This is a genomic window from Streptomyces genisteinicus, assembly GCF_014489615.1.
In the GTDB taxonomy this organism is placed as follows: Bacteria; Actinomycetota; Actinomycetes; order Streptomycetales; family Streptomycetaceae; genus Streptomyces; species Streptomyces genisteinicus.
In genome coordinates this window covers 21,664-47,907 of the sequence record NZ_CP060825.1, presented here as the reverse complement: position 1 = coordinate 47,907, position 26,244 = coordinate 21,664, and the positions used below count along the sequence as shown (strand labels likewise).

Annotated in this window: 21 protein-coding genes; 8 read left to right on the top strand and 13 right to left on the bottom strand. The window is 72.8% G+C overall.

All coding sequences use genetic code 11. The features are described 5' to 3' along the window. Window positions 1–1,272: 1,272 nt before the first annotated feature. The 3 genes from IAG43_RS00205 to IAG43_RS00195 form a co-directional block, all read right to left on the bottom strand. Window positions 1,273–2,526 carry a cytochrome P450 family protein gene (locus tag IAG43_RS00205; protein WP_187738703.1) on the bottom strand — a complete coding sequence of 418 codons (1,254 nt, stop codon included), beginning with the start codon at window positions 2,524–2,526 and terminating at the stop codon, window positions 1,273–1,275. 426 nt (window positions 2,527–2,952) lie between these two features. Continuing rightward, window positions 2,953–4,083: a M23 family metallopeptidase gene (locus IAG43_RS00200; RefSeq protein WP_187738702.1), complete on the bottom strand. Its 1,131-nt coding sequence runs from the start codon at window positions 4,081–4,083 to the stop codon at window positions 2,953–2,955. Between the two features lie 362 nt (window positions 4,084–4,445). Beyond that, entirely contained in the window at window positions 4,446–5,312 is an 867-nt protein-coding gene (locus IAG43_RS00195; protein ID WP_187738701.1) for a helix-turn-helix domain-containing protein, read from the bottom strand. 127 nt (window positions 5,313–5,439) lie between these two features. On the opposite strand from IAG43_RS00195, the gene IAG43_RS00190 reads away from it, so the two are divergent. Further along, entirely contained in the window at window positions 5,440–6,492 is a 1,053-nt protein-coding gene (locus tag IAG43_RS00190) for an NAD(P)-dependent alcohol dehydrogenase (RefSeq protein ID WP_187738700.1), read from the top strand. 261 nt (window positions 6,493–6,753) lie between these two features. Here IAG43_RS00190 and IAG43_RS00185 read toward each other — a convergent pair whose 3' ends face one another. From IAG43_RS00185 to IAG43_RS00165, 5 genes are all read right to left on the bottom strand, one after another. Further along, window positions 6,754–7,413 (bottom strand): DUF5825 family protein, encoded by a 660-nt coding sequence (locus tag IAG43_RS00185; protein ID WP_187738699.1) that lies wholly within the window; start codon window positions 7,411–7,413, stop codon window positions 6,754–6,756. Between the two features lie 110 nt (window positions 7,414–7,523). After that, window positions 7,524–9,425: a RiPP maturation radical SAM C-methyltransferase gene (locus IAG43_RS00180; RefSeq protein WP_187738698.1), complete on the bottom strand. Its 1,902-nt coding sequence runs from the start codon at window positions 9,423–9,425 to the stop codon at window positions 7,524–7,526. A 310-nt stretch (window positions 9,426–9,735) separates the two neighbouring features. Then, window positions 9,736–11,574 (bottom strand): S9 family peptidase, encoded by a 1,839-nt coding sequence (locus tag IAG43_RS00175; protein WP_187738697.1) that lies wholly within the window; start codon window positions 11,572–11,574, stop codon window positions 9,736–9,738. Next, window positions 11,571–12,845, bottom strand: a complete 1,275-nt coding sequence (locus tag IAG43_RS00170; RefSeq protein ID WP_187738696.1) for an MFS transporter — start codon at window positions 12,843–12,845, stop codon at window positions 11,571–11,573. The genes IAG43_RS00175 and IAG43_RS00170 overlap by 4 nt, the downstream gene beginning before the upstream one ends. A gap of 638 nt (window positions 12,846–13,483) precedes the next feature. After that, complete coding sequence (locus IAG43_RS00165; RefSeq protein WP_187738695.1) at window positions 13,484–13,876, bottom strand: hypothetical protein; 393 nt, start codon at window positions 13,874–13,876, stop codon at window positions 13,484–13,486. A gap of 318 nt (window positions 13,877–14,194) precedes the next feature. Between IAG43_RS00165 and IAG43_RS00160 the strand changes: the two genes are divergently transcribed. The 4 genes from IAG43_RS00160 (at window position 14,195) to IAG43_RS00145 (ending at window position 17,225) form a co-directional block, all read left to right on the top strand. Continuing rightward, window positions 14,195–14,641 (top strand): ATP-binding protein, encoded by a 447-nt coding sequence (locus IAG43_RS00160; RefSeq protein ID WP_187738694.1) that lies wholly within the window; start codon window positions 14,195–14,197, stop codon window positions 14,639–14,641. Between the two features lie 152 nt (window positions 14,642–14,793). Next, complete coding sequence (gene sigK / locus IAG43_RS00155; RefSeq protein WP_187738693.1) at window positions 14,794–15,360, top strand: ECF RNA polymerase sigma factor SigK; 567 nt, start codon at window positions 14,794–14,796, stop codon at window positions 15,358–15,360. Further along, window positions 15,357–16,139: an anti-sigma factor gene (locus IAG43_RS00150; protein WP_187738692.1), complete on the top strand. Its 783-nt coding sequence runs from the start codon at window positions 15,357–15,359 to the stop codon at window positions 16,137–16,139. Before sigK ends, IAG43_RS00150 begins: the two co-directional genes overlap by 4 nt. 201 nt (window positions 16,140–16,340) lie before the next feature. After that, window positions 16,341–17,225 carry a DUF4394 domain-containing protein gene (locus IAG43_RS00145; protein WP_246573997.1) on the top strand — a complete coding sequence of 295 codons (885 nt, stop codon included), beginning with the start codon at window positions 16,341–16,343 and terminating at the stop codon, window positions 17,223–17,225. Window positions 17,226–17,558: 333 nt separating this feature from the next. Here the strand turns inward: IAG43_RS00145 and IAG43_RS00140 are convergent, their stop codons facing one another. The 5 genes from IAG43_RS00140 to IAG43_RS00120 all read right to left on the bottom strand — a co-directional run bounded on the left by IAG43_RS00140 (window position 17,559) and on the right by IAG43_RS00120 (window position 21,120). Then, window positions 17,559–17,801: a DUF6411 family protein gene (locus tag IAG43_RS00140; RefSeq protein ID WP_187738690.1), complete on the bottom strand. Its 243-nt coding sequence runs from the start codon at window positions 17,799–17,801 to the stop codon at window positions 17,559–17,561. A gap of 153 nt (window positions 17,802–17,954) precedes the next feature. Next, window positions 17,955–18,560, bottom strand: a complete 606-nt coding sequence (locus IAG43_RS00135; RefSeq protein WP_187738689.1) for a dihydrofolate reductase family protein — start codon at window positions 18,558–18,560, stop codon at window positions 17,955–17,957. 186 nt (window positions 18,561–18,746) lie between these two features. After that, window positions 18,747–19,334, bottom strand: coding sequence for a TetR/AcrR family transcriptional regulator (locus tag IAG43_RS00130; RefSeq protein WP_187738688.1), 588 nt, complete (start codon window positions 19,332–19,334; stop codon window positions 18,747–18,749). A gap of 5 nt (window positions 19,335–19,339) precedes the next feature. Then, window positions 19,340–20,161, bottom strand: a complete 822-nt coding sequence (locus IAG43_RS00125; protein WP_187738687.1) for an ABC transporter permease — start codon at window positions 20,159–20,161, stop codon at window positions 19,340–19,342. Further along, complete coding sequence (locus IAG43_RS00120; RefSeq protein WP_187738686.1) at window positions 20,158–21,120, bottom strand: ABC transporter ATP-binding protein; 963 nt, start codon at window positions 21,118–21,120, stop codon at window positions 20,158–20,160. Before IAG43_RS00120 ends, IAG43_RS00125 begins: the two co-directional genes overlap by 4 nt. 437 nt (window positions 21,121–21,557) lie before the next feature. Here IAG43_RS00120 and IAG43_RS00115 point away from each other — a divergent pair, with 437 nt between their 5' ends. The 3 genes from IAG43_RS00115 (at window position 21,558) to IAG43_RS00105 (ending at window position 25,697) form a co-directional block, all read left to right on the top strand. After that, window positions 21,558–22,418 (top strand): hypothetical protein, encoded by an 861-nt coding sequence (locus IAG43_RS00115; RefSeq protein WP_187738685.1) that lies wholly within the window; start codon window positions 21,558–21,560, stop codon window positions 22,416–22,418. 67 nt (window positions 22,419–22,485) lie between these two features. Beyond that, window positions 22,486–23,403, top strand: coding sequence for a hypothetical protein (locus tag IAG43_RS00110; RefSeq protein WP_187738684.1), 918 nt, complete (start codon window positions 22,486–22,488; stop codon window positions 23,401–23,403). Then, window positions 23,403–25,697 carry an ATP-binding protein gene (locus tag IAG43_RS00105; RefSeq protein ID WP_187738683.1) on the top strand — a complete coding sequence of 765 codons (2,295 nt, stop codon included), beginning with the start codon at window positions 23,403–23,405 and terminating at the stop codon, window positions 25,695–25,697. Before IAG43_RS00110 ends, IAG43_RS00105 begins: the two co-directional genes overlap by 1 nt. Window positions 25,698–26,244 lie beyond the last annotated feature (547 nt).

Below are 26,244 nucleotides of genomic sequence, written 5' to 3'. Positions count from 1 at the left end.
CGGTGGCGGGGCGGGGTGGCTTCACGTGGTCACCCCCGCCACGATCCGGTCACCGGTGAGGTGCCCGCGCGGGGCCGGCGAGTGGGCCGTCGCGTCGTTCATGCCCCCCACCTCGGTGACGGTCGTGAGGCCGACGCGAACGGGGCTCGGCGCGCGTCCGACGGACGCCGGAGCGAGGCCGGCGCCACGGGCAGAGCGGGAGGGCTGCCGAACGCGGCACGCGCCGCGCCGGAGGTGGGCAAGGGGTTCACGGAAGTCTCCTCGGAGTCGATCTGCTGGAGGACCCGGGCGGCATGGCCGGGCGGACGCCCGGTACGGGACCGGCCGGGCCGCGGTCCGGGCGCGGAACCGGGCACCGGCGCGGCGGCCGACTGCCGTCCGGGTACGGGGTGGTTCGACGCGCTCGTCACGCTGACGGGGCGGGTGGCGTCACACGCGCGGGGTATCGCGAGCAGGCGGCGGGACATCTGTTCCTCCTCGGTGAGGTGGCGACGGGCTGTTGTGGAACCTTCCGCGACGCCACTGACAATCAGGGGGGTGCGATGCCGGGATCCGGACAGTGCGTGAGCCGCCGCCGCAGACCGCGGCGGCTGTCCCGGGGAGGGGACCGTCCCGGAGGAGTCGGCGAGGGAAAGGTTTCTGGAACCGGCGCTCGGAGGGCAGCGCGGACGCTCGCCTGAATGGCCTGAAATCGGTCGGACCGAGGCGTCGTCGGGCAGGCGGACCCGCGGGGTCCACGAGGAGGCGGGCGCGGGCCGCTCGAAGAGGAGCGGAGCGCTCCGGGAGTCCCGGGACGGCACCGCGGCGGGACGGGCGGCCCCGCCCCGCCGCTGGTCGGGCAGCTGCGCCGACGGCGCGGACCGTGGCCGCCCGCCCTGCCTCCCGCCCCATCGCATCCGTGGGGCGGTGCTCACCGGCTTCCGCGTCCCCGTCGGCCTCAGGACGCGCACGCCAGGACGCGCACGCCAGGACGCCGGGCGCCCGGCCGCGTCCCGCGCAGCGTCAGGCGCACCTGCCCCGCCCACAGGGCAGGCGGTTCTCGGAGCCTCGCGCACGCGCCCCCGCCGGTGGCCGGTCCTCCACCGCAGCGGAGGACCGGCCACCGCGTCTCAGCACGGCGACCCGCCCCGACCACTGGAGTCCGTCGCCGTGATCGGGACCGCGACGCCGGCCCCCGGATCCCGACCCGGCCCCCCATCGGGACCAGGACCAGGACCGGGAGCCGGAGCGGGACGCGTCGGCGGCGGCGCCGACCGGCGGCCCCGCTCCCGGTCAGCGACTGTGCCGTGCCCCTCGGAGAAGCACGGGCAGGGCCTGGTGGCCGTTGGAGATGAAGCTGGGCAGAGGGCGCAGCTGATCCGGCGGAACGGCCACCTGGATGCCGGGGAAGCGTGTGAAGAGTGCTTCGAGGGCGATACGGCCCTCGATGCGCGCCAGTTCGGCACCCACGCACAGATGGTTCCCGTGACCGAAGGACAGATGGTCGTGGGCGCCTGCCCGGGCCGCGTCGAACGTGTCGGCGTCCGGCCCGTGCTGCCCCGGATCCCGTCCGGCCGCCGCGAAGTTGATGACGAGCGCGTCACCCTGCTCGAACGTGACGCCCGTGGGCTCGTCCACCACCCGGTCGGCGGCGAAACGCATGATGATCGTCGCGACCGGGGCCTGGTGGCGCAGGGTCTCCTCCACGACCCGGCTCCACGCGACCTCGCCCGAGCGGGCGAGGGCGAGCTGCCCGGGGTCGGCGAGCAGACTGGTGATGGCCTGGTCGAGAAGGTTGACGGTCGTCTCGTGCCCGGCGCCGATGAGGAGGACGAAGCTGTCCTCGAGTTCCTGGACGGACAACTCGCCGCGCTCCTGCGCCTCGACGAGCGCACTGGTCACGTCGTCGGCGGGCTCCGCGCGCTTGCGGTCGACGAGTTCCCGGATCAGCTCGTACAACCGGTCCCGCGTGGCGAGCGCCTCCTCCGGGGTCGCCGCGGTGTCGAAGAGCCGGCCGACGGTGTCGCGGAAGCCGTTGTGCAGGGCGTCGGGGACGCCGAGGACGCGGTTGACCCCGAGCAGGGGGAGCGGCCAGGCGAACCGCGCGCGCAGGTCGACGACGTCGCCGGTGTCGCCTGCGGCGAGGTCGTCGAGGAGTCTGTGGGTGATCTCCTCGATCTGCGGCACGAGGGCCCTGACCCGGCGCGTGCTGAACGCTGCCGCCAGGGGACGCCGCAGCCGCCGGTGCTCGCTGCCGTACGCGGTCAGGGCGTTGCGGACGTCGACCCACATCCGCAGCGGCCACGTCTCGGGCAGATCGCCATAGGCCGGCCAGTGCCGGGCGGGGTCCTTGGAGATGCCGGAGTGCGTGAGCAGCCGGCGGATCAGGCCGGGGTCGGTCACCGACCACGCCGGCACGTCCCCGGGCAGCAGAACCCGGGTCGCGGGGCCTCGCCGACGCAGTGCGGCGGCCTCGCCGTGGATGTCGGAGCCGGCCGGGTCTATCCGTAACGGGCAGCCGGTGACGGACGGGGACGTGGTGGACATGACAGCTCTCGCTTTCCGGTCGAGGGGCGGGGCGTTCATGCGGTCGCGAAGGTTGCGAAGGCCGCGAAGGTTGCGAAGGCCGCGAAGGCCGTGAAGGCTGCGAAGGCCGCGAAGGCCGCGGAGGTCGCGCAGTTCACGAGGGCGCAGGCCCGGTGACCGGCATGCCCGCTTCCCCCGCACGCGCTCGTGCACTCCCTCGCCCGCGGCATGGCGCGGACTGTAGTCGCGGGCGGGGCGTCCCGGGTAGACACCCCCTTCCGCTGCCGAGCCCAGGCGTCCGCCCCCGAGTGAACGCGTGCGCCCGCGCCCCCGAGTGTCCGAGGGCGCGGGCGGGGCCGGGGACGGTCCGGGTGAGGCGACACCCGCCCCGGCCGTCCCCGACCGTCCGTCGCGGACCGGCCGTCCCCGAGCGTCCGTCGCGGACCGTCAGCCGGTGCGGTTGTAGATGGCCGTCCCGGGGCAGGCCGTGACGCCGAGGCGGGTGCCGCAGCCGGAGTACTGGCTGGATCCGTTCCACCAGGTCCAGCCACCGATGGTGCGCCCGTTCAGCCAGGTGTACTGGCCCACGTAGTTGGCGTCGTACGTGCGCAGGCTCCAGTGCACGTGGGCGCCGGTCGCCGAACCGCCGGCGCAGGTGTCGGTGCCGATGCTGCCGAGCAGGGCGCTGCGCCCGATGGCCGTCCCGTTGTAGTAGGTCGTGTTCCGCATGTGGTAGTAGTCCGTGGAGAATCCGCCGGGGTGGATCACCCGTGTCCACCCGCCGCCGGCTCCGCACATCGAGGTCGCGGTGCCCTCGCGGGACGAGCGCACCAGGCCGCTGGCGTTGCCGCCGGCGAAGTCGAGGGCGCTCCAGTAGCCGCTTCCGCCGTCGTGGGAGTGCGGGCCGCCGGTCAGGGTCATGTAGTAGTCCGGCATCCAGGGCAGCAGCATCCCGTTGGTGTTGGCCAGGACCCCGACCTGCGGGGCCTGCGAGGCGTGCGAGGCATGCGAGGCATGCGAGGTGTGCGGGGCGTGCGCGTCCGGAGTCGTCCTGCGCTCGGCGTACGCCGTCATCGTCCGGCGTTCCGCCGCGCCGACCAGCGGGGAGCGGGCCACGTGGTCGGCGAACTCGCCGTCGCCCTCGAGACCCGCCACCCACCGTCCGTCCTCGCGGTGGGCGATGTAGAGCCAGCCCTCCGGCTCGCCGTGCCGGGCGCGTGACGCCTCGACGTAGGCGACGCCGCGGGCCCAGTCGCCCGAGACGGTGCGTACGTCCACGACCACCTTGCGGCCTTCCTCCGCGAGCCTGCCGACGGCGGCATCGGGGGCCAGGCCCCTGGCGTCGTGGGACCGCGAGAGGACGTCCGCGGACACGGCGTCCACCAGTGCCCCGCGCTCGGTGCCGAGGCGGTCGGCGACGGCCGTGGGCATCTTCACGCCCACGGCGGCGGACGTCGGCTCCGCGGCCGCTCGGGGCGTGGAGTTCGCCGTGGCCGGTGCGGCGGCGAGCAGTCCGGTGACGGCGAGGGCGGTCACGGCGAATCTCACATACGTGGCGACGGACGGTCTGGACAGCACGGGCGATGCCCCTTTCGCGATGGCTTGTCATGTACCTGCGAGCGTGCTCCTGCGTGAGTCTGGGGCTCCTTGTCAACGCGCGTCAACCACGCCCGGAAGCCGTCATTGGTCGACCCGGTGGCGCCGGGGCCGTACGGCGTGCCGGGAACGTGCGCGGGCCGCCTCCCCGCCGGAACGGGAGGCTCCACGCCACGGAGGAGGAACGCGAGAGGGCCCGGACACCCCGGCGCCGGGCCGCCCCGGGCTCACGTCCGGGGGCGCCGGGCCGCCCCGGCCTCACGTCCGGGCCCGAAAGGGGCGCGGGCGCGCCCGTCGGACCGTGCCCGGGCCCGCCGGTCAGGCGGTGTGCCCGAGCCCGCCGGTCAGGCCGTGCCCGAGCCCGCCGCGACCTCGTCCACGCCCCAGCCGGCCAGCAGCCGCAGCGACTCGGCGGAGCGGCTGTCCGGCTCCGCGTGGTAGGTAACGAGGGACAGATCGTGGTCGTCGGGGAAGCGCAGCGTCTCGTACGCGAGGGACAGCTCACCCACCAGCGGATGGTGCAGCCGCTTCACGCCGTGGCCCTTCTCCTGCACCGTGTGCGCCGCCCACAGGGAACGGAACTCCTCGCTCTTGACCGACAACTCGCCCACCAGGGAGGACAGCTGCGGGTCGTCCGGGTAGCAGCCCGCGCACAGCCGCAGGATGCTCACCACCTCGACCGCCTTGCACTCCCAGTCCAGGTACAGCGAACGGGCGTTGGGGTCGAGGAACACCAGCCGGGCCATGTTGCGCTCGGCGGCCTCCATCGCCGCGAAGTCGCCGAACAGGGCCCGGGCCATCCGGTTCCACGCCAGGATCTCCAGACGGCGCCCCAGGAACAGCGCCGGGACCTGGTCCATGGTGTCGATCAGGTGCTGGAGCTGCGGCCGCACCTTCTGCGTCCGGTGGACCGCTCCCCGCTTCTTCTTCGGCTTGGGACTCGCCAGATGCGTCAGGTGCGCGTGCTCGGTGTCCGTCAGGCGCAGCGCCCGCGCGATGGAGTCCAGCACCTCCGTGGACACGTTCTGCCCGTGCCCCTGCTCCAGCCGCGTGTAGTACGCCACCGACACCCCCGCCAGCTGGGCCAGCTCCTCGCGGCGCAGCCCGGGGACGCGGCGGTGGCGGCCGAAGTCCGGCAGCCCGACGTCCCCGGGCTTCAGCCGGGCACGCCGGGACCGGAGGAATTCGCTGAGTTCGGCACGCTGGTCCATCCCTCAAGTATTGGCCACCTCCGCGACGGCCCGCCGGGCGAGCCTGACCCTGCCAGTGGTAGGCACGGCGGACGTAGGCACCACAGAGGGCTGGGTGACCGCGCCGCGACCGGGCAGGCTCGACGCCATGACCACGAACGCAACCACCGTCCCCGCCTACGCCGCCCCCGCCGCGGGCGCCCCGCTGGAGCGCACGACCATCCCGCGCCGGCCGGTCGGCGAACACGACGTAATGATCGACATCAAGTTCGCGGGCATCTGCCACTCCGACATCCACCAGGCCCGTGACGGCTGGGGCACCGGCATCTACCCGATGGTGCCCGGCCACGAGATCGCCGGCATCGTCACCGAGGTCGGCCCGGGGGTCACCCGGTTCGAGGCCGGCGACCGGGTTGGAGTCGGCTGCCTCGTCGACTCCTGCCGCACCTGCGACAACTGCGCGGCCGGCCTGGAGCAGTACTGCACCGGCGGCAGCGTCGGCACGTACAACGCCCTCGGCAAGGACGGCGAGCCCACCTACGGCGGCTACTCGTCCCACATCGTCGTGGACGAGCGCTTCACCGTCCGCATACCCGAGGGCATCGCCCTCGACGAGGCGGCCCCGCTGCTGTGCGCGGGGATCACGCTGTACTCGCCGCTGCGCCACTGGAAGGCCGGCCCCGGCAAGAAGGTCGCCGTCGTCGGGCTCGGCGGCCTCGGCCACATGGGCGTCAAGATCGCCCACGCACTGGGCGCCGAGGTGACCGTCCTCTCCCAGTCGCTCCGCAAGGAGGCAGACGGCCTGAAGCTCGGCGCCGACCACTACTACGCGACGTCCGACGAGTCGGTCTTCGAGGAGCTCGCGGGCACCTTCGACCTGATCGTCTCCACGGTGTCCGCGCCGCTGCCGCTCGACAGGTATCTCGGCCTGCTCCGCACGGACGGCGCCTTCGTCAACGTAGGCGCCCCGGAGGAGCCGGTCTCGCTGAACCTGTTCTCCGTCATCGGCGGCCGCAAGACCCTCGCCGGGTCCGGCATCGGCGGCCTCCCGGAGACCCAGGAGATGCTCGACTTCTGCGCCGAGCACGGCCTGGGAGCGGAGATCGAGGTGATCTCCGCGGACCGGATCAACGAGGCGTACGAGCGGGTGCTGGCCAGCGACGTGCGGTACCGCTTCGTGATCGACACGTCCACGATCTGACCCCGCGGGAGGCGCCCGACCGATGCGCCCGCGTCCCCCATGCGTCCCCGTTTCCTCCCGGCCCCGCGCCGGCAGGAAACGGGGACACAGCCCGGACCGGGGGGCGGGGGACCGGGCAGCGCCGGGACACCCGCGGCGCCCAGGATGCCCAGGGCGCCCGCCGTACTCCGCACCGGACGCCGCCGGACTGCGCACCGGATGCCGCGGGCACCCGAGACCGCCGGGACGCCCCTTGCGGCGCCCGGGTCCGCGCCCGCCTGCTCAGATCACCAGCGGAGCCTCCGACCAGCGGCGCACCCGGTACGGCGCCCACCACAGATGGTCGCCCAGACGCACGACGAGTGTCTCCGCCATCAGGTCGTCCAGGATCGGCCGCGGTACCGCGTCCACGTGCGCACCGTCGGTGAGCGCCGCGACGGCCTCGTGGTACTCCGGTTCGTCGATGGTGAAGCGGCGCAGCTCCCCGTAGCGCCGGTCACGGACCTGGATGAACCCCGGACCGTAGCGGAAGATGCACTTGCAGATGTAGTACGTGGTGCGCCAGGCGAGCGCCGTCGCGACCGGGTCGGCGATGCCGAGGACGGCGGTCGGCGGGTGCAGGTGCCCGAAGTGGCGCCAGGCGTCGGGGTCGGGACCGGTGCGGAGCTGCCAGTCGACCGAGACGGCCAGGCTGGACAGGTCGCCCACGAAGCTCAGCGCCCGCACCGACCAGGCCGCGTCGGCGGTGTCCGTCAGGTCCACGGGGCGGGGCAGGGTGACGTGCCGGGCCCCGGCGGCGAACAGCCGCCGGGCGGCCTCCGCGCCGGACATGTCGATCTCGAAGCGCCCCAGGGACATGGCGGGCAGAGTGCCCACCTCGGGGTCGTAGTCCCGTGAGGCGGTCACGGTGAAGGGGGCGGTGCCGGTGAGTGCAGGAGTCATCGTCGTCCCTCGGTCGGGCGGTGTCCCGGTGTGCCGGGGTGTGCCGGCAGAAGCGGTACCGCGGCCGTCGGCGTCCGCCCGGGACCCGGGCGGACGCGGCGCTGCGGTCGTCAGACGGTGGTGGGGGCGAGCTCGGCCTCGCGGGCGGCGGTGTGCCGCATGAAGTCGATCCGCAGGAACTCCTCGTTCAGGGCCGGCGGCGCGATCTGCACGAACTGCCCGCTGTCCTCGAACACGACGCCGAGCTCCCGCCACCGCTTCAGGATCCCGAGCAGGGCCGCCTCGCCGATGTGGTGGTCCGCGTCCAGCTTGCGCGCCGCCGCCTTCACCGCATGCGGCTGGTCGAGCAGCCGGAACAGGGCCAGTTCGGCCGGGTCGGTGAGCTCCAGACGCGTCCAGTCGAACGCCCGGCGCTTGCTGACCAGGACGATCCGGTCCTCCAGGTCGCAGTGGGTGAGGCGGCTGCCGGCGTAGTTCCGCTTCCAGTGCGCGATGCCTTCGTCGAGCCGTGCGACGACGTCCTCGCCGATGCCCCGCGGCGGGACGTCGAAGACGTACGCCAGGTCGAACATCTCGGCGTCGGGGAGGTCGTAGGTGAGCCGGTACGGCTCAGCGGGACGCAGCTCGGAGAAGCCGAGACCGGGGTCGTTGAAGTACGGGCTGAACCGCTCGATCGCGATCCGCGAGGAGGGCCCCACGGGCGGATTCAGGTGCTCCAGCGCGGCCAGCTGGTCCACCACGTCGTCGTAGTCCTCCGCGTCCTCGCCCGGGAACCCGTGCAGGTAGTTCCAGGCGACCGAGAGGCCGACGGTGGCGGCGTCACGGAGCATCCGCACGTTCTGGCCGCCGGTCACCCCCTTGTCCATCAGGGTCAGCACCCGGCTGTTGAGGCTCTCGATGCCGGGCTGGACGAAGATCAGGCCCGCGTCCGCCAGGGTCTGGAGCTGCCCCCGCCGCATGTTCGACTTGATCTCGATGTGCATGCGCAGGTCGTACCCGCTGTCGATGATGCGGGGCAGTACCGACTTCACGTACCCCATGTCCAGGATGTTGTCCACGACGTACATGTCCAGGACCCGGTGCCTGCGCGCGAGTTCCATGATCTCGTCGTAGAACACGTCGGGGCTCTTGCTGCGGAACGCCATGAACGAGCCGTTCAGCCCGCAGAAGGTGCAGTGGTGCTTCTCACCCCACCAGCAGCCCCGAGCGCCCTCGACGACCAGTTTGGGCTCGACCCAGTTCCGGGCGTGGGACGAGGCGAGCCGTTCGAAGTAGCCGGAGTAGTCCGGCGGCAGGATGGCTGCGGGCGGCAGCGGCCTGGTGTTCATGGCGTTCACCACGGACGAGCCGTCCGTGTCGCGCCAGCACAGCCCGGGGATCTCCGACAGCGGCTCGCCCGCCTCCAGGGCCCTGATCAGCGCGGGGAACGACACCTCGCCCTCGCCGCGCAGCACATGGTCGACGAAGGGGAAGTTGCGGTGGACGGCCTCGCCCTGCTTGCCGTCGCAGTTGGCGCCGCCCATGGCCGTCACGATGTGGGGGGCGAGCTGCTTGACGTGCTTGGCGGCCGCCAGCGCCGCGGTGTTCTGCTGGAACGTCGAAGTGAACCCGACCACGTCCGGGGCGAGTTCGACGATGCGTTCCGCGATGTGCCGGACGAAGTCGGGCGCGGTGACGTGCAGCGCCTGCGTCATCTCCATCCGCGGCCCGCGCACCCGGTTCGCCATCGCCTCGGTGAACTCGGGCACTCGCCATTCGGGATCGTCGTAGAGAGCGGAGGAGAACACCCAGTCGCCACAGCCCAGGAAATAGGAACCGAGTGCGTAGTAGGAATAGTCCTCCAAAGTGAATTCCGTGTTCCTGGTGACCCAGTCCACGTATTCGATATTCGCGTGCAGCACGTCCGCCGTGGCGTTCGGTACGCGCTCGTCGACACTGCGCTTGAGAATTCCGAGAGCCAGCGACGGGAGATCGATCGGGGCCCAGGGCATGTTCACCAGGAGTACGCGCACGGCTCGCCTCTTCTCATGTGATCAGTGCACGGGATGATGTGCCGGCCGGGCACCGGCCGGGAAGCCGTCAGGCGCCGGAAGGGCGCCTGACGACCCCGTGACGGTGCACCGGCCGGGGTGGCCGGCCGGGAGTCCGGCCGTGGTTCCGCCCGGACGGGGCCGCTCGCGGAGCCGGCCCCTGACCACTACTTGTCCTCGTCCTCCATCTCCTCCGCGGAGCGGAGGTAGACGACGACGCCGACGCCCGGCTTGCGGCTCTCCTCGTCGCCGTCGAGCGGGTCGCCGTGGATGATGTCCTTCTGCATGATGATCACCTCCTCTCCGGGGGTGGGGGCGGCTCGGCCTGATCGGGCGCCGGAGGCAGCCCGCCGCCGAGAAATCGCAACGACCGCCGTATGACGGCCAGGTGGTCGGCTCCGTCGTAGCCGTCGTGGCCCGAGTCCAGCCACATCACCTCGTGGGGGACACCGCCGGCGCGCAGCACCGCCAGGTACGCCTCGATCTGCTCCGGCGGACACTTGGCGTCCCGCCGAGCCGCGACGACCAGCAGGGGCGACCGGATGGCCGCGGCGTACGAGGACGGTGAGGCGTGGGCGTAGGCCTCCGGCACCTCGTCCGGGGTTCCGCCGAACAGCGAGGCGTCCAGCGCCTGGAGGGCGGGCGTGGAGTGCCGGAAGGCGGTGGCGCAGTCGGCGAGCGGCTTGACGGCCACCCCGACGTCCCACAGGCCGGGACGCGTTCCCATCGCCAGCAGCGTCAGGTAGCCGCCCCACGAGGTGCCGCACAGGCCGACGGCTCCCGGGCGGCCGATGCCCCGCTCCAGCAGATCGGCCCGGACCCGCACCAGATCGGCGACCTGGGTGTGGCCGACGCCCTCGGACCAGGCGGAGCGCCAGCGCGGCCCGTAGCCCGTCGAGCCCCGGTAGTTGACGCGGGCCACGGCGTACCCCGACCCGACGAGGGCCTGCACCATCGGGTCGTAGGCGTCGCGGTCGTGGTCGGCCGGGCCGCCGTGCACGAGGAGGACCAGCGGGTGCGGCGCCGGGCGGTCCGCGGGCGTGGTGACGAAGGTGTGCACCGGGCCGTCGGGCCCCGGGGTCCACAGGTCCCGGCGGGCGCCGAACCGGGGGAGCCGCCACTGGCTCTGCCCGGGCAGCGGCGCACCCGACAGCGACATCGCGCGGGGCACGGTCACCGCGTCGGTCCAGATGTAGTGCACGTCGCCGCCGGCGGCGGGCGACGCGGCCAGGATGCTGCCCTCGGGCGTGGGCACCGAGGTCAGCTCCCCGCGGTCCAGGTCGGCGGTGAAGAGCCTGCTGCGGCCGTGCCGGTCCTGCCGCAGCAGCACCCGCGCGCTCCCCGGCCCCGGGTACCAGCGGGCGGTCGTCTCGGTGTCGAAGGTGCACCAGGGCAGCAGCTCCAGTCCGCCACCGGGGGTCCAGACGCCCAGGTGGTAGCGGCCGGCCCGCTCGCGCATGACCAGCAGCAGCGGGCGGCCGGACGCCGCCGAGGGGTACCCGGGACCGGAGTACGACGCGAGCGCCGGCGCGAAGCCGAACGCCCAGGTGCGTTCCGCCGCGCCGGAGAGCACCGCGGTGGTGGTCCCGTCCGGGGCCAGCAGCGTCACGGCGCGGGCGGAGTGCGCGGGGCCGGACACCGCCAGCAGCGAGCCGTCCGGTGCCAGGTCGCACAGGGTGGCCGGGTCCGTCGTGCGCATCACGGGGGTGCCCCGGCCGCCGCGCCGCCCCATGTGCACGCCGAACCCCTCGGAGCCGCGGATCCCGACGGCCACCGTGCCGCGTTCCGTCAGTGCCAGTCCGGCGTACCGCCCCGGCGGCACCCCGGCCAGCGCGGTGCGGTCCGGCCCGCCGTCGAAGTCCTGCACACGCCAGCAGCCGCTGCCGCCGCGGTCCTCGTCGAACCACCACACCGCCTCGTCGCTGTCGACGGCGCAGAGCAGCGTGCCGTGCGGACGGTCCGTCAACTGCCGTCCGACGCCCGTGGACCGGTCCCAGGTGAAGATCTCGCACCGGCCGTCGGCGTCCCCCGTGTACACCATCCGGTCGGGATTGCGGGGACTGGTCACGGGCAGCACCGGGCGGTAGACGCCGTACGTGCGCGCTGCCGTCTTCGGCGAGGGCGGTGTCACGGCGCCTCCCGGACGACGAGCGGGGACCTGGCCGTCGCGTACACGGCCAGCCCGGCGAACGCGCCCGCGCAGCCCAGCGCCACCGCGCGCCCCCCGTACGCCGCCACCAGGACCCCGGCCAGCACGGGGGCGAGCACCGCGACACCCTGGCCGGCGGTCCCCAGCACCGTGCCCATCCGGGCCAGCAGACGGTCGGGGGTCACCAGCACCGCCCGGGTCTGGAGCACCACCGCCACCGACGGCACGATCAGCGACACACCGCTCAGCAGCAGCCCGTACGCCCAGGTCCGGGAGGTGAAGGCGAGCCCGGCCGCCGCCGGCACCATGGCCCACGAGGCGCCCGTGACGATCAGCGTCGCCGGCACCCGCCGCACCAGCCACGGAGCGGCGAGCGCGCCCAGCAGTCCGCCGACGCCCGCGAGGGTGAGGACGAGACCGATCGAGGAGGGGCTGGCGCCCTCGGCGTGCGAGGCGAAGACCGCGTGGAAGTACAGCGCTCCCAGCAGTGCGTTGATCCCGGCGGTCCACACGACCACGAAGCGCAGGAACGGCTCCGCCCACACGAAGCGCATGCCTTCGGCGAGCTCTCGGGTGAAGGAGGGGGCACTGCCGTCCCGTTCGGGCGTGAGATCCGCGCGGATCGCCCTGCTCAACACGGCCACCAGGAGGAACGACACGGCGTCCGCGAGCAGCGGCACCCACCGGGCCATCTGGTAGAGCACACCGCCGAGCGTCGGCCCGACGATCTGCACCGCCTGGTCCCGGGCCTGGAGCCAGCCGATCGCCCGGGAGTACTCCGCGGGAGGCACGAGCCGCCGGATCGTCCCGGAGGCGGCAGCCCCGTAGACGGCGCTCGCCGCCTGCTCGACGACGGCCGCGACGAGGATGTGGACGAGGACGACATGGCCGAGCGCGACGGCCACGAACACCGTACCGGTGGCCCCCGCGGCGACCAGCGCCGCCGTGTACATCATCGGCTTGCGCGGCAGCCGGTCGGCGAACACACCCGCGACCGGCGAGACGACGAGGCCGCTGACCAGCGCCACCGAGGCGACGAGGCCGGCGAGCCCGGACGAGTGCCCCGCGCCCAGCAGGATCAGCGGAAGGAAGAGGGAGGACGCACAGGTCCCGAGACCGTCGACGGCACCCGCCGCCCAGAAGAGCGAGAAGTCCCGTCTTCGGAAAGGGGAGGAAGGCGCGTCGTCCGGTAATTGCTCGTCATCTGATAAATCAGCGCCGGAAGGCGCGGATTTCCCCTCGGTCTCGCCCATCAGAAATCCCGCTCGGGCAATGATTCTGACGCTGACGCACCCACATCGCCCCCTGCAATGAGCGGACTTACGGCCGGTGAGGATTGCGATCGTAGCGAAGGGGTTCTCGCGGCACAATACCGTCTTTCAAATGCCGTTTTCGATCAAGCGGCGGCGGTGTGATATCCCTGCATCGGATACCTGGCAGTGTGATCCCGTGCCCGGCCGGTGGAAATTCCGCTACGAGAAGGGCGCGAACCGTTCGACGCGCCCCGCCGCCGGGCCGCCGGGCGCGGTTCAGCGCCGCCCCGGACGTGATCGTGCCTGGCCGGGGCCGCCTCACCGCCGCCACGCCGGTGCCGCCGCCTGCCGCGCCGTCCGGAGCGGACCGCGCCGGGCGGGCACCGCGGAGCGCGAAAGTCCCCTTCCGCTTGCGCGTCCGCCCCGGAAGGCCCCGGGAGGCGCCGGTAGGCCCCGCGGAAGGCACCGGTAGGCTCCGGAGCGCTCAGGAGGGCCTTCCCGAAGGGCCCGGGGGTTCGTCCGCCCCGGGGAGGCGGACCGTCCGACGGTCCGGTCACGGCACGATTCCACCGGCCGCGGGGCGGCAGGCCTGCGCCTGCCGCCCCGCGGGGTGTGCCGTGACCGCGGTCCCGGTGTGGTCACCGGTGCTTGCAGTCCCAGTGGCCCTTGACCCAGTGATGGTCCCAGTGGCCGTGGACGTAGACCCACTTGTACGTGCGGTCGTGGTCCCAGTAGCCCTTGTGCCAGTTGCCGTGCTTGTCGTGGTGGCCCTTGTGCCAGGTCTTGTGGTGGGTCCACTTCTTCTCCCAGTGGCCCTTGACCCACTTCTTCTCCCAGTGCCCCTTCTTCCAGGTGCAGCGGTCGTGTCCGTTGTGCCGGTCGTGGTGGTCCCCGGTCACCACGGTGGGGGCGGACGCGGGCGCCGGGGCGGCGGTCGCCGTTCCCGACATGCCGAGCGCGGCTCCTCCGGCCAGCAGTCCCGTCGCGGCGGCTCCGGCCACCAGGCGGCGGGCGCGCATCGATGAGGTCATCGGACGCACCTCTCTCATGAGGTTCTCGCGGGAAGCACAGGGTGAGTCGGAGTCCCCGATCGTCCGGTACCCGGTGACGGGTCCGCCGGCGGCTCGTCGGCTCCGCTGTGCAGGACATGGGTGATTCGGAGCCGGCCGCGGTCCGGATGAGACAGCTGCGAAAAAGTTCGCGCGGTGACCGGGCGTCAGCGGTTCGCGGCGGACGGCGCGGAACGCCCTCCCCGCCCACGGGCGGGCCTCCTCCCGTGCCGTTCGCACATCCGGACCCGCCACGGCTACGAATCCCCCGTGACAGGCCATCGCTCACGGGGAGCGGTCATGACGATCACCGCCGCAGCACCGGACACCAACCGCCATTCCGTCACTCTGCCGTGCGGCTTGCGCAGCCCGGCCGCCGCCCGCCGGATCACGGCCCGATGGCTGGCGGAGTCCGACTGCGGCACACGAGCCGACGACGCGGTCGTCATCGTCTCGGAGCTGGTCACCAACGCCGTCCGCCACACCCGCGGTCCGTGCGTGCTGACCCTCGGCGTACGGGCCGGCGTGCTCAGCATCGACGTCGCCGACGACAGCGAGGTGATCCCCGAGCTCCACCGGCGCGCGGCAGGCGGCGAGCGCGGGGGCTTCGGACTGGACATCGTCCGGCGACTCGGCGGAGCCGTCACCGTGGTGCCTCGGCTCGGCGGCAAGACGGTGCACGTCGCACTGGCCCTCGGCGACCCGGCCCTCGGCCACCCGGGCGGCGGCGCCCCGGAGCGGTCGTGAAGCCCGGCCCCCGGGGTCACCCGGCCGGACCGGCCACAGGGCGCCCCCGTGCCCGCGCGGGCAGAGTCGGACAGGCCGGTCACCGGCCCGGCGCCGGAAGCCACGGCGTACAGGCGTCCACGGAACGACCAGGAACCAGCGAGGGGCAACCGTTGCCGGACGTACCAGCCGCAGGCGAGCACGTCGACGCTCTCCTGTCCCGCGCGGCCGCGGGGGACCACGCGGCCTTCACCGGCGTCTACGACGCGCTGTGCGACGCGGTCATGGGGCTGGCGTGCCGGATCCTGCGGGACGCCGCGCAGGCCGAGGAGGTCACACAGGACGTGATGATCGAGGTGTGGCGCACCGCCGACCGCTTCCACCCCGAACGCGGCTCCGCCAGGGCCTGGGTCCTCACCCTCGCCCACCGCCGCACCGTCGACCGGGTCCGCGCCGCCCAGGCGAGCGCCGACCGCGAGCAGCGGGCCTTCGGCCTCAGCCCCGACCGGGCCTTCGACGAGGTCGCGGAAGCCGTCGAGGACCACGACGAGCGCAGACGGCTGCACCGCTGCCTCGGCCGGCTGGAGCGGCCGCAGCGCGTCCCGCTCGTCCTCGCCTACTACCAGGGCATGACCTACCTCGAAGTCGCCGCATCGCTGTCCACCCCCGAAGGCACGGTGAAGTCCCGTATGCGCAAGGGCCTCAAGCAGCTGCGCGCCTGTCTGGACGGCCGCTCATGACGACCGCCGGCGAACCGCACCCGGACGCGTCCGGCCCCCAGGACCCGGGCCCCCCGCACCTCGCGGCCGCCGCTTACGTCCTGCACGCCCTGCCCCCGGCCGAGGAGGCCGCGTTCGAGAACCATCTGGCCGGCTGCGCACAGTGCCGCCGCGAGGTCGACGAGTTCCGGTCCACCACCCTGCGCATGGCGGACGCCGAGGCACTGCCCGCACCGCCCCGTCTGCGGGCCCGGGTCCTCGACGCCGTCGCCCGCACACCCCAGGACCGCATCCGCCCGGCCCCCCGCGCAAGGCGCACCCTGCGCCTCGCGCTCGCGGCGAGCCTCGCCGCCGCTGCCGCGCTCGGCGGCATCGCCGCCTGGCAGCACACGCGGGCCGACGACGCCCGGCAGCAGGCCGCCACCGCCCGCGAGGAGGCCCGCTCCGCCGGTGCCGCGCTCGCCGACGTCCTCACCGCACCCGACGCCACCATCCACGCCGCGACACTCGCCGACGGAGCCTCCGCGGCCGTCGTCGTCTCCCGCCGGCAGGGCGAGTCCGCGTTCACCGCCAGCGATCTGCCCGCACTCACCGAGGGCAAGGTCTACGAACTCTGGTACGCGGCCGCGGCGGGCGACCTGCGCCCCGCGGGGCTGCTCCCCGGCGGCGCCGAGCAGACAGCCCGTGTACTGGACGGCCCCCTCGGAGACGCCGTCGCCGTCGGCATCACCGTCGAGCCCGCAGGCGGATCCACCCAGCCCACCACGAAGCCCCTCGGCATCATCCCCATCGACACCTGAACGGCTGCCGGCCCCCCGTCTCCGGCCGCCGCGGAACGCACGGACCGCGCCTGACCCGTCAGAGGCCGCACGAGAACACAGATCACGACCATTCGGGTGATATGCGTCTTTCGCGGCAATCCATGCCGGATGCCGCGCCGAAGGAGTCCCGGACCCGCCCCCGCCCGGGAGCGGGCCGCATCTCCGATCGGAGTCACCTTCGTGCGTACTCGTCTCGCCGCGGGCGCTGCCGCCGCGACCGCCGCTCTCGCCGCATCGCTGTTCGCCCCCGTCACGGCGTCCGCCGACCCGGCCGTTCCCAGCCCGTTCGCACCCCAGGGCCGCGCGGCCAAGGGAGCTCTCGTGAGCGTGGGCCTCACCACCGACCAGCGACTGGTCGGCTTCCGCGTCGACGACCCGGCCGCCACGTGGAGCTTCGGCACGGTCCGCGGCCTGCGCGGCGACACGAAGCTCGTCGGCATCGACTTCCGGGTCCAGAACGGCAAGCTCTACGGCGTCGGCGACAAGGGCGGTGTCTACACGCTCGACAGCGACGCCGGGGCCGTCAAGGTCTCCCAGCTGACCGTCGCCCTCGCCGGCCGCCACTTCGGCGTCGACTTCAACCCCGCCGCCAACCGGCTGCGCGTCATCAGCGACACCGGGCAGAACCTGCGCCACAACATCGACGACCCGGCCGCCCCGCGCACCACCACCGCCGACGGCGCCCTCACCAACCCGACCACGCCGCCCACCACCGCACTCGGTGTCACCGGCGCCGCCTACACCAACAACGACCTCAACACCGCCACCGCGACCACGCTCTTCGACATCGACACGGTGAACGACCGCGTCTCGCTCCAGTCCCCGGCCAACGCCGGCACCCTCGCCCCCACCGGCAACCTCGGCGTCGACGCCGGCCCCTCGGCCGGCTTCGACATCTACTACAAGGCGTCCACCGGCGAGAACAAGGGCTTCGCCGCCCTCCGGACCTCAGGCCGCTACCGCTTCTACAGCGTCAACGCACTCGACGGCGAAACGGTCTTCCGCGGCACCTTCCCCACCGGCCGCCAGGTCGTCGACATCGCACTGCCCCTCGACCAGAACTGATCCCGAGGCCCCACAGCGGCGACACCGGGGCGGCGGTGACACCCGTGCCGCGCATCCGCGGCACCGGCAGTACGGCCTGACGCCGCGTGAGGAACAGCAGGCTCACGCGGCGTCAGCAGACTCGCCGGGCCTGAGCGCGCAGCACACGGCGACGGGCAGGGCGAGCACCAACGGGACGAGGAAGCCCGCTGGCCGCTGTCCCCGTCCCGGCCCAATAGATCCACTGGCGTACGCGAACCGGCCCGCCGCGTGTGCGGCGGGCCGGTCGTGTCGCGGTCCTGGTGTGGGCGCTCCGCCGGGCTGCTGCCGCGACGGCGTCCGGGCGCGGTCGGATCAGAAAGGCATCCGGCCGCGGGCGCGCCGGCCGGCGGAGCCGCTGCGGCCGACCGCCTTGGAACTGCTGCGGAACGGCTTGCTGAACACGCGGCCCAGCACACCGGGTGCCTTGCTGCCCGCACGGGAGCCGAGACCGAGACCGCGCTGGGTGCCGCGCTGCGGGTGGTGGGACAACCGCGGCACGAAGAACGCGAGCACGGCGAGGACGACACAGACGCCGACGATACCGACAACCATCATGGGGGAATCCCTCCTTCGAGCTTCCTCCTGCGCGTGCCCGGAGCCGCGGCGGTCATGCGTCGGTACGTGCCGAACCTGCTGCCGGCCGGTGGATCCCGCCGTCCCCCCATCCCCCGCCGTCCCCTTGTCCGCGACGACAGACCGAGGGGCCCCTCAGCCGGACACGCCGAGCGGCGGACGGTCGAGCACGCGGGGCTTGTACTCGACCAGCTGGATGCTGCCGTCGAAGGTGCGGTGCTCGGTCATCTCGAGGGCGACGTCCGGATATCCGTCGTAGATCCGCTCCGCCCCGGTGGCCCCGGTGATCACCGGGAACATCACGACCCGGAAGCGGTCGACGAGACCCGCCTGCAGCAGCGACCGGCTCAGACTGAGGCTGCCGATCGTGGTGAGCAGCCCCCCGCCGCCCGACTTCATGGCACGGACCGCCTCGACGGCGTTGTCGCGGACGAGCGAGGAGTTCGCCCACGTCAGCGGCTCCTTCAGCGAGGAGGAGAACACCACCTTCGACGCCCGTGTGAGCTCGTCGACGGATGCCTCCTCCTCGGGCCTGAACTCGTCCTGGCCACTCGGGACCTCGCCCGCGGCGAAGCCCGACATCAGTCGGTAGGTGTTCGCTCCCATCAGGTACGTGACCTCCGGCTGCTCTCCGAGCCACGCGAGGTATTCCGGGCCTTCGAGGCCCCAGAACCCGGGCCAGCCCTCTCCCGACGCGTAGCCGTCGAGGGACGTGATGAAGTCGACGAGAAGCTCCGGCATGACGGTGTCCTTTCCGAGGTGTCACCAGCTTGGACCGGCCGGACCGCGCAAACTCATCGGACGCGCTGTGACACCGGCGAATCCGTCCCCGGCCCGACAGCCGCCGACCGGGCGGCCCGGTCCGGCAGAGCCTTCGCGGGCCGCCCGGGTGGCAGGCCCGAGGGCGTCCGAAGACCGGGAGAAGGGTCAGGAGGTGTCCTGCCCGGCCCCTCGCAGGAAGAGGTCGACGACGTCCCTTGCCAGGCGGTCGACGGCTGCCGGTGCGAGGCCGTCCTGCGGGGGATGCACGATGGCGGCGAGCTCCATGAAGGCGTTCGCGAGAAACCCGGGGTCCGCTTCCCGCAGTTCGCCCGTGGCCACGGCGTGCGCCATGAGGTCGGTGACGGGCTGGATGAGTCCGCGCACATAGGCCTGGGAGACCGTGGCGCGCTGGTCTGCTTCGAGGTGGCGGATGGCGTAGTAGATCTGGTTGCTGAGCGCGGAGTTGTAGGTGCCGTGGGCGTAGGAGGCGGCGAGCGCGAAGAGCCTGTCGTACAGGGTGCCCGGGGTGGCGAGCGCCTCCTGGAGGAGGGACGAGGCCTCCTTGGTGTAGTGGTCGGCCACCTCCATGAACAGGGCGGGCTTTCCGCCGGGGAAGTGGTGGTAGAGGCTGGCCTTCTTCACGTCGACGGCTTTGGCGATGTCGTCGAGGGAGACGCCGAGGTAGCCGTACTCGGCGAGCCGTAGGGCGAACTCGTCGCGGGCACGGGCTCGGGTGTCGGTCTGTCGGGGCATGGGGGTCAGACTCCTGTGCGGGTACGGCGGGTCAGGGCGAGGTGGGCCGCGGCAGCGCCCACCACCAGGAAGGCGAGAGCCACGAGCGTCCCCGGCAGCAGATTCTGCTCGGTCCACGGTGAGGTGAGCAGGCTGCGCATGGCGTCCAGCGGCGGGGTGAGCGGGTTCAGGTCGGCGGCGCGGGCCATCCAGCCGCCGAGCTGGTCACGCGGGACGAAGGTGGCGGTGAAGAACGAGAGCGGGAAGAAGACGAGGGTCACGGAGCCGACTGCCGAGCTGTTGCCGGTGTGGAGGCCGGCCGCGGCGGCGAGCAGCAGGAATCCGGTGCCGAGCAGGACGGTGGCGCCCACGAGAGCAAGGAGGGCGGGCATCCCGGAGACGGGGTTCAGCCCGAGCAGCAGGCCGAGTGCGGTGAGCGCGGTGGCCTGAGCCGCCAGGACGGCGACTCCGGCCAGGACGGGGGCCGTGACCAGGGTCCAGCGGCGGACCGGGGTGAGCCAGAGCCGTGCGTGATAGCCCGAGCCGATGTCGCTCACCAGCAGGTGCCCCGCGGTGGCGCCGCCGGTGAACGCGGTGGTGAGCAGGCACAGGGGCAGGACCACGTCGATGTAGCGGCCGCCGGGGGCGGTCGCGGCGGTGACCGAGGACAGCTGACCCTCGTAGATGATCATGAAGAAGGCGCTGGTGAGGAGCGGCGAGACGAGCAGGGCGGGTGTACGCAGACAGGATCTGAGGGATCGGACGGTCAGCGGGACCAGGGCCGTCCATGACGCTGCCGCGGTGCGTCGGCCCGCGGGGCCGGTGACGGTGGCTGTGATCGTGCTCATGCGGTGTGGACGCCTTCCGGGGTGAAGGCCAGGCGGAGGAAGACGTCTTCCAGGCTGGGCTCGTCGACGGTCAGGGAGTCGGCGTGCAGTCCGGCGGAAGCCAGGGCGAGGAGCGTCTGCCCGTCGGCTCCGGGGCCTGTGAGCCGGATGCTCACCGCGTGAGGGGCGGCTTCGGCGGTACGGAGCTGCTCGCCCCGGGCCGCCAGAAGCTCACGGGCCCGGTCGGCGGCAGAGGCGTCGTGGAAGCGCAGGGTCAGGATCCGGTCGCCGATCTCGGCCTTGAGGGCCTGCGGGGCGGCGGAGGCGATGAGGCGTCCGGCCCGGAGGATGCCGATGCGGTCGCAGAGCCGGTCGGCCTCGTCCAGGTACTGGGTGGTCAGCAGGACGGTCACGCCGGTGGCGGACAGTGCGCGTATCTGGTCCCACAGGCCGCGGCGACTGGCCGGGTCGAGCCCTGTCGTGGGCTCGTCCAGGAAGAGGACGTCCGGGCGCTGGACGAGGGCTACGGCGAGATCGACCCGGCGGCGCTGCCCGCCGCTGAGCCTGCCGGACGGGGTGTCCGCGAACTCCTCGGCGTCGAAAGCGGCGAGAAGCTCGGCGCAGCGCGCCCGGGCCTGCCGGGCGGTGAGGAACTGGAGCCGCCCCTGCAGGCGGAGCAGCTCGCGCGCGGACATGCGCGGATCGAGGGCGCTGCCCTGGAGGACCACCCCGGTACGGCGGCGGACCGTTCCGGGGTCACGGATGATGTCCGCCCCGGCGACCTCGGCGGTGCCCCCGGAGGGGCGGAGCATGGTCGTGAGCATCCGGACGGTGGTGCTCTTGCCCGAACCGTTGGGCCCGAGCAGCCCGTACACCTCACCGGGATGCACCTCGAGGTCGAGCCCGTGCACCGCGGTGCGTTCGCCGAAGTCACGACGGAGCCCGACGGCGCGAAGGGATGGGGCGGTGACGTTGTCCATTCTCAAAACCTACCTATCGATAGGTAGGTTTGCAAATGCGCTGCCCCGGCCGGGAGGTCGGCCTGGACCGGTACCGCGTCCCGGACCTCGCCCCCGAGGCGGTCCCGCTCCAGGAGCAGCCAGTCGGACGGGCCGCGCGGTGCCGCCCCGGGCGCACGTGCGTGTCCGAGGAGGCCTCCCACCCGTCGGGCGTCCGACGGCCGAGCGGGAGACCACGGGCCGGAACGCCGACAGGAGCTTCGACGGCCGGCCCGGTCGCGTTCCCGGGGGGATACGCTCGAGGCCTGCGCCCCCACCTCGGGACCACGCGCAGCCGGGCCGCCCGCAGGTCCGGAGCCGCGGCCCGGACGGATCGGCACGATGCGGTGATTTCCGTCCCCGGGCACGAGCCGCACGGTAGCCTCGGAGCGGCTGATCACGCACGGGGGAGCGGGGTGTTGGGTGTGGGGGGAGCCTTATGTCGGCGGCTCTGTGCGGCGCTCCTGCTGGCAGCTGCGCTCGCGCCCGGCTCCGCGTCGGCCGCCACCCCGGACGACGCACGCACCGTCGTCTGCCTCTCCGCGAGCGGCCGCCAGGGCGTCGTCGAGGCGGGGGCCGCGCTGGGCCTGGTGACGTCCGCGAGTACACCGGCCGCGGTCGACCAGGCCGGAGGCGGGACGAAGACTCTGACCCTGGAGGCCTGGCGCAAGGCCCGGCCCGCCGACTTCCGCCGCGCCTGCGCGGCACACGTGGAGGCCCAGGCCCTCACCAGGGGCAATCCCCCGGCCTCGGCTTCCTCGACGCCGGGCTGGCTGTCCTGGCTGCCGCCCCTGGTGGTCGGTGCGCTGCTCACCATGGGCGCCGCCGAGATCCGAAGCGCCCGGGACAGGGGTCTGGCGAACGCGAACGGGATCCGGACGGCCACGGCCGCCTTCCGCGACGCCGTCTCCGCGTACGCCGCCGGGTGGGCCGAGACGACGGTGGGCGCCAGCCCCTCCCCGGCCGAGGTCGATACGACCCGACGGAACCTGGTCGCCGTGCTGCGCCGGGCGACCGCCGGACGCGACAGCTGGCAGTTCGCCAAGCGGCTGGTGAACGACCTGGACAGCCCGCGGTACCGCGCCCAATTGAAGGAAGGCTGGGCGGCCGACCGGGCGAACGGCCGTCTCCCTGACCGGGTGGAGCACGTCGGGGAGCTGCTGGGTGCGCTGGAGTCCGACACGGAGCGGATCGCCCTGGCGGCCGACGGGCTCACCTACCTGCGACGCCGCCCCATGCGGAAGGAGGATCCCACGTCCCCCCTGTGCCCCGTCCTATGAATCCGAGGTCATCGCAGCCCAGGCGGCGCAGGCGATGCCCCAGCAGGCAGGAGTGTCCGTACAGACCATGCCCAACCCCTTCACCGCCCCCGGGCGCACACCGGCGGACAACCGTCCCCTCTGCCCGTGGGAGACGCCCGCCCACGACGCGTGGTACGCCAAGGTCGACCACTCGGAGGACGCCTACCAGGCGTACGTCACGCACCTGCGCGAGAACCCGGACATCAGACAGGCCGGGCAGGTGGTCCTGATCACCGGTCCCGAGGGCTGCGGGAAGACCGCCTGGACCCACCGCGCCGCATCATGGACGAAGACCTTCCTCGAGAGGCAGTACGCACCACTCACCGCCCACATCGTCGACCTGACGGCGGACGGCCGGGTCGGGGACGACACGGCGACCCGCGTCAAGCACGTCATCGCCAGGCTCCTCGACGATCTGGACTTCCTGGGCATCTTCAGCACCGCAGAACAGGACGGTCTGGAACGACGGCGCGACGACCCGGCCACACTCTGCCCCTACCTCTCCAAGATCGTGCGGGTCAAGAACATCGCCCTCCTCGTCCTGCTGCCGCCCTCCGAGCTGGCGGAAGAAGTGCACCAGTACCTGCGGCTGGTCCAGAGGCAGGTGCTGTTCTTCTGCGAGTCCTCCTACGACAACGTGGCCGGGGCTGTCCCGTCCCTCTCCGTCGCGGGAGCGAAGCCGCTCGCCCACTTCGCCGTGGACGTCCTCGACGAGCGCGACGGCTGGGAGTTCGTCAGCCACCGGCTGGCCCTGGCGAACGCCAACGGCCTCGTCGTGCCCGCCATCGACCAGGCGACCATCCAGCAGTTCATGCAGACACGGATCAAGGGCCGGGGCCGCACCACCATCCGTGAACTCCAGATCACCTGCGAGCACGTGCTCGACACCGCGATACGGGCGAGCCGCAACCAGGTCAGCTACTCGGACTTCACGGAGTACTACGCGGCGAAGGCGATGCTGTGATGAGAGCGCACACCCCCAATCCGTTCCCCGTCAGCGCGGTCGCCCGTCACTCGCCCTCCGACGGGGCCGACTTCAGCATCGCCACCCCGGCGGTGCGCCAGGCTCTGGACCACGTCCGCTCCTTCCTCGGCACCTCCGGCGCCCGGCCCGACACCCCCGGTTCCGGCGGCAGCGGCCACGTGATCGCCGTGGTCGGCGAGTACGGCACGGGGAAGACCCACCTCACCGTCGAACTGCTGCACTGGATCGAGGAGCACGGCGAGGACACCGCCCACACGCTGTACGTCGACGCGCCCTCCGACACCTTCCAGGCCCTCTACAAGGACCGCTTCTTCCCGAAGCTGGACAAGGACGACGTCCGCCGCCGCGTCACCGAGTACTACGCCGACGTCGTGGCCGAGGAACTGGCCGACTCACCCCTGACCGCGGACGCCGCGCGGATGCTGAAGGACCGCCGACTCCACCCGCAGGAAGTCGTCCGCCGGCTCGGGCTGAGCGAATCCGCGTTCCTCCAAGCGCTCCAGGCCCGGCTCGGACACATCACCGAGCACAGCGACTTCGGCACCGCCCTCGCCCTGTTCCTGCGCCCCGAGTTCGAAGCGGCCGTCTGGGAATGGCTCGCGGGCCACCCCGCCGACCCCGTACTGAAAGAGCGCGGCGTCGAGCGCACGATCGACACCGACATCTCGGCACTCGAGGCCATCGGTGTCTTCGCCTTCCTCTACGGCAGGCAGGGACACCGGTTCGTCCTCGCGGTCGACGAGTTCGAGAAGGTTCTTTCCCGCGGCACACGCAGCGCACAGCACGAAGGATCGGTCCTCGCCTTCAAGAAGCTGCTGGAGGTCTTCGCACAGACCCGCTCGCTGCTGATCCTCAGCGGGCTCCCGGATTTCATCGAGATCCTGCCCACGGACGCGCAGCAGCGGATCTCCTGCCTGGTGCGGCCGACGGCGCTGTCCGCCGAGGACACGCGCGGGTACATCCGGCACGCCCTCGGCAGGGCGGGCGGACCGGCCGGCCGCCACGGTCCGGCCCTCGGCCCGTTCAGCGAGGAGGTGATCGCCTACCTTGTCGAACTCGCCGGGGGAAACGCACGCAAGGTCATCCGCCTCTGCTACCACGCCTACCAGGCCGCTGCGACGGCCGGGACCGACATCAGCCGGGCGATGGTCCGGGAAGTGGCGCGCGACCAGTTCGAGGCCTCCTCGCCGCAGGATGTGCGGGCCGAGATCGTGCGGGTCCTCGACAGCGGAGGCTGGGCCTTCGAGCAGGACCACCGGTTCGGGACCGCGGATGAGACCGGGGACCTGGAAGTGCCCGGGCGGGCCCGGGCGGGGCGCGTGGACTTCTGGCTGCCGGTGGGCGGGGAGGGCGCCGGCCTGGGGATCGTCCTCAGCCAGTCCGTTCTCAACGACGAGGAGGCCCTGCGGGTCGCGGCACAGGGCGCGGAAGCGGCAGCGGCGGCGAACGGTCCGTCCTTCGTCGTTCTCGTCGTCAACGGGTACCTCGCGGAGAACCTCTCCGACGTGGTGACCGAACCCTTCGAGCGGGTCTTCGGCTACGCGCCCCGCCGGTTCCCGGACGATTTCGCCGCGGCGGTCAAGGGGCTGATGCAGCGTCTCGAAGCCACCTTCAACGACGACCGCATCGCGCTGATCGAGAGCCGGATGAGCCAGCTGATGCGCCAGACCTCCGGCGTGCGCAGCTCCCTCGACGAGATCGGCAACCGCCTCACCTCGCCGGCGCTGCTGGAACGTGCCGTCACCCGGGGAGTGCGGCGGGCGTTCGGAGCGGTGGGCGAGGGGGATTCCGCGGCTGAGGCTTCGCTTCCCCCGGACATCCTCATGCGCTTCCAGCAGGCCGCAGCCGAACTGCGCGCCTGGCGCGAGATCGCGGACACCGTGATCGAGGCGGCTTTCGACGCGGACGACCGGCACTCCTCGCCCTACCCGCCGTCCCTGGTCAGCACAATGGGCCTGCTCCTCGCGCAGGAACGGACGCTGAACGCCTTCCGCGACGCCGTCTCCCGCGCCCTCGATCCCGTACGCGACGGGGGCAGGGACAGCCACGGCCCGGACATCGGTCCGCTGTGCCACAGCTACGACCGCCTGACCGGCGCGAACCTGGCGGCTCTGGACCACGAGGCACTGGACGTCCTGTTCGCCAGATCGGCGAGGAGCCGACCCTCCCTCCGCCGGCACCGCCGGGAACCGGAAGCCGGGCTCTCCCTGGTGCACACTCTCCGGGACCTCGGTCGTGATGTGTACGCCCTGAGCGCCGACTACGAGTACTGACCGCAGCATTGCCGACAGCCGCAGGGCTCGAGCAGGGCGGCGAAGACCTCCTGCGCGGTGGAGCCGTCCGGGCTCGCGCCGTGCGGAGGTCTTCGCTTCCCACCGCGATGCCCGGCTGACCGCGACCGGGCGGGCGGAGCCGGCTGCAGGCGGCGGACTGTACAGGTGTCGCCCGCACCCGCAGGATTCCCTCCCGAAGGCGAGCGACGACCCCACACCCCTTTCCCGGCCCGTGACACCTCACCGGGACCCGGCATAGACCGGGCACCGAGCGCGAGCGCGCCGACCACGGCAGCCGCCGCCGACCCCCGGCTCGCCCCGGGGCAGTCCCGGACCGCCCGCACACGGCGCCCGCGCCCGGCAGCCACCGTGAACCCCTGGCGGTACGACCCGGCGCCGGAAATCCGGAAGATCGACAGGCGGGCACGGTGCTACGTTCACACTGCGCGGGGCGGCTCCCGAGTGTGCTTCCTTCTCATACTCTTCTGATGAATCAGCGTGCTCACTTCCCGCCCCGCGCATCACCCGGCCGTCCCGGGGAGGGGAG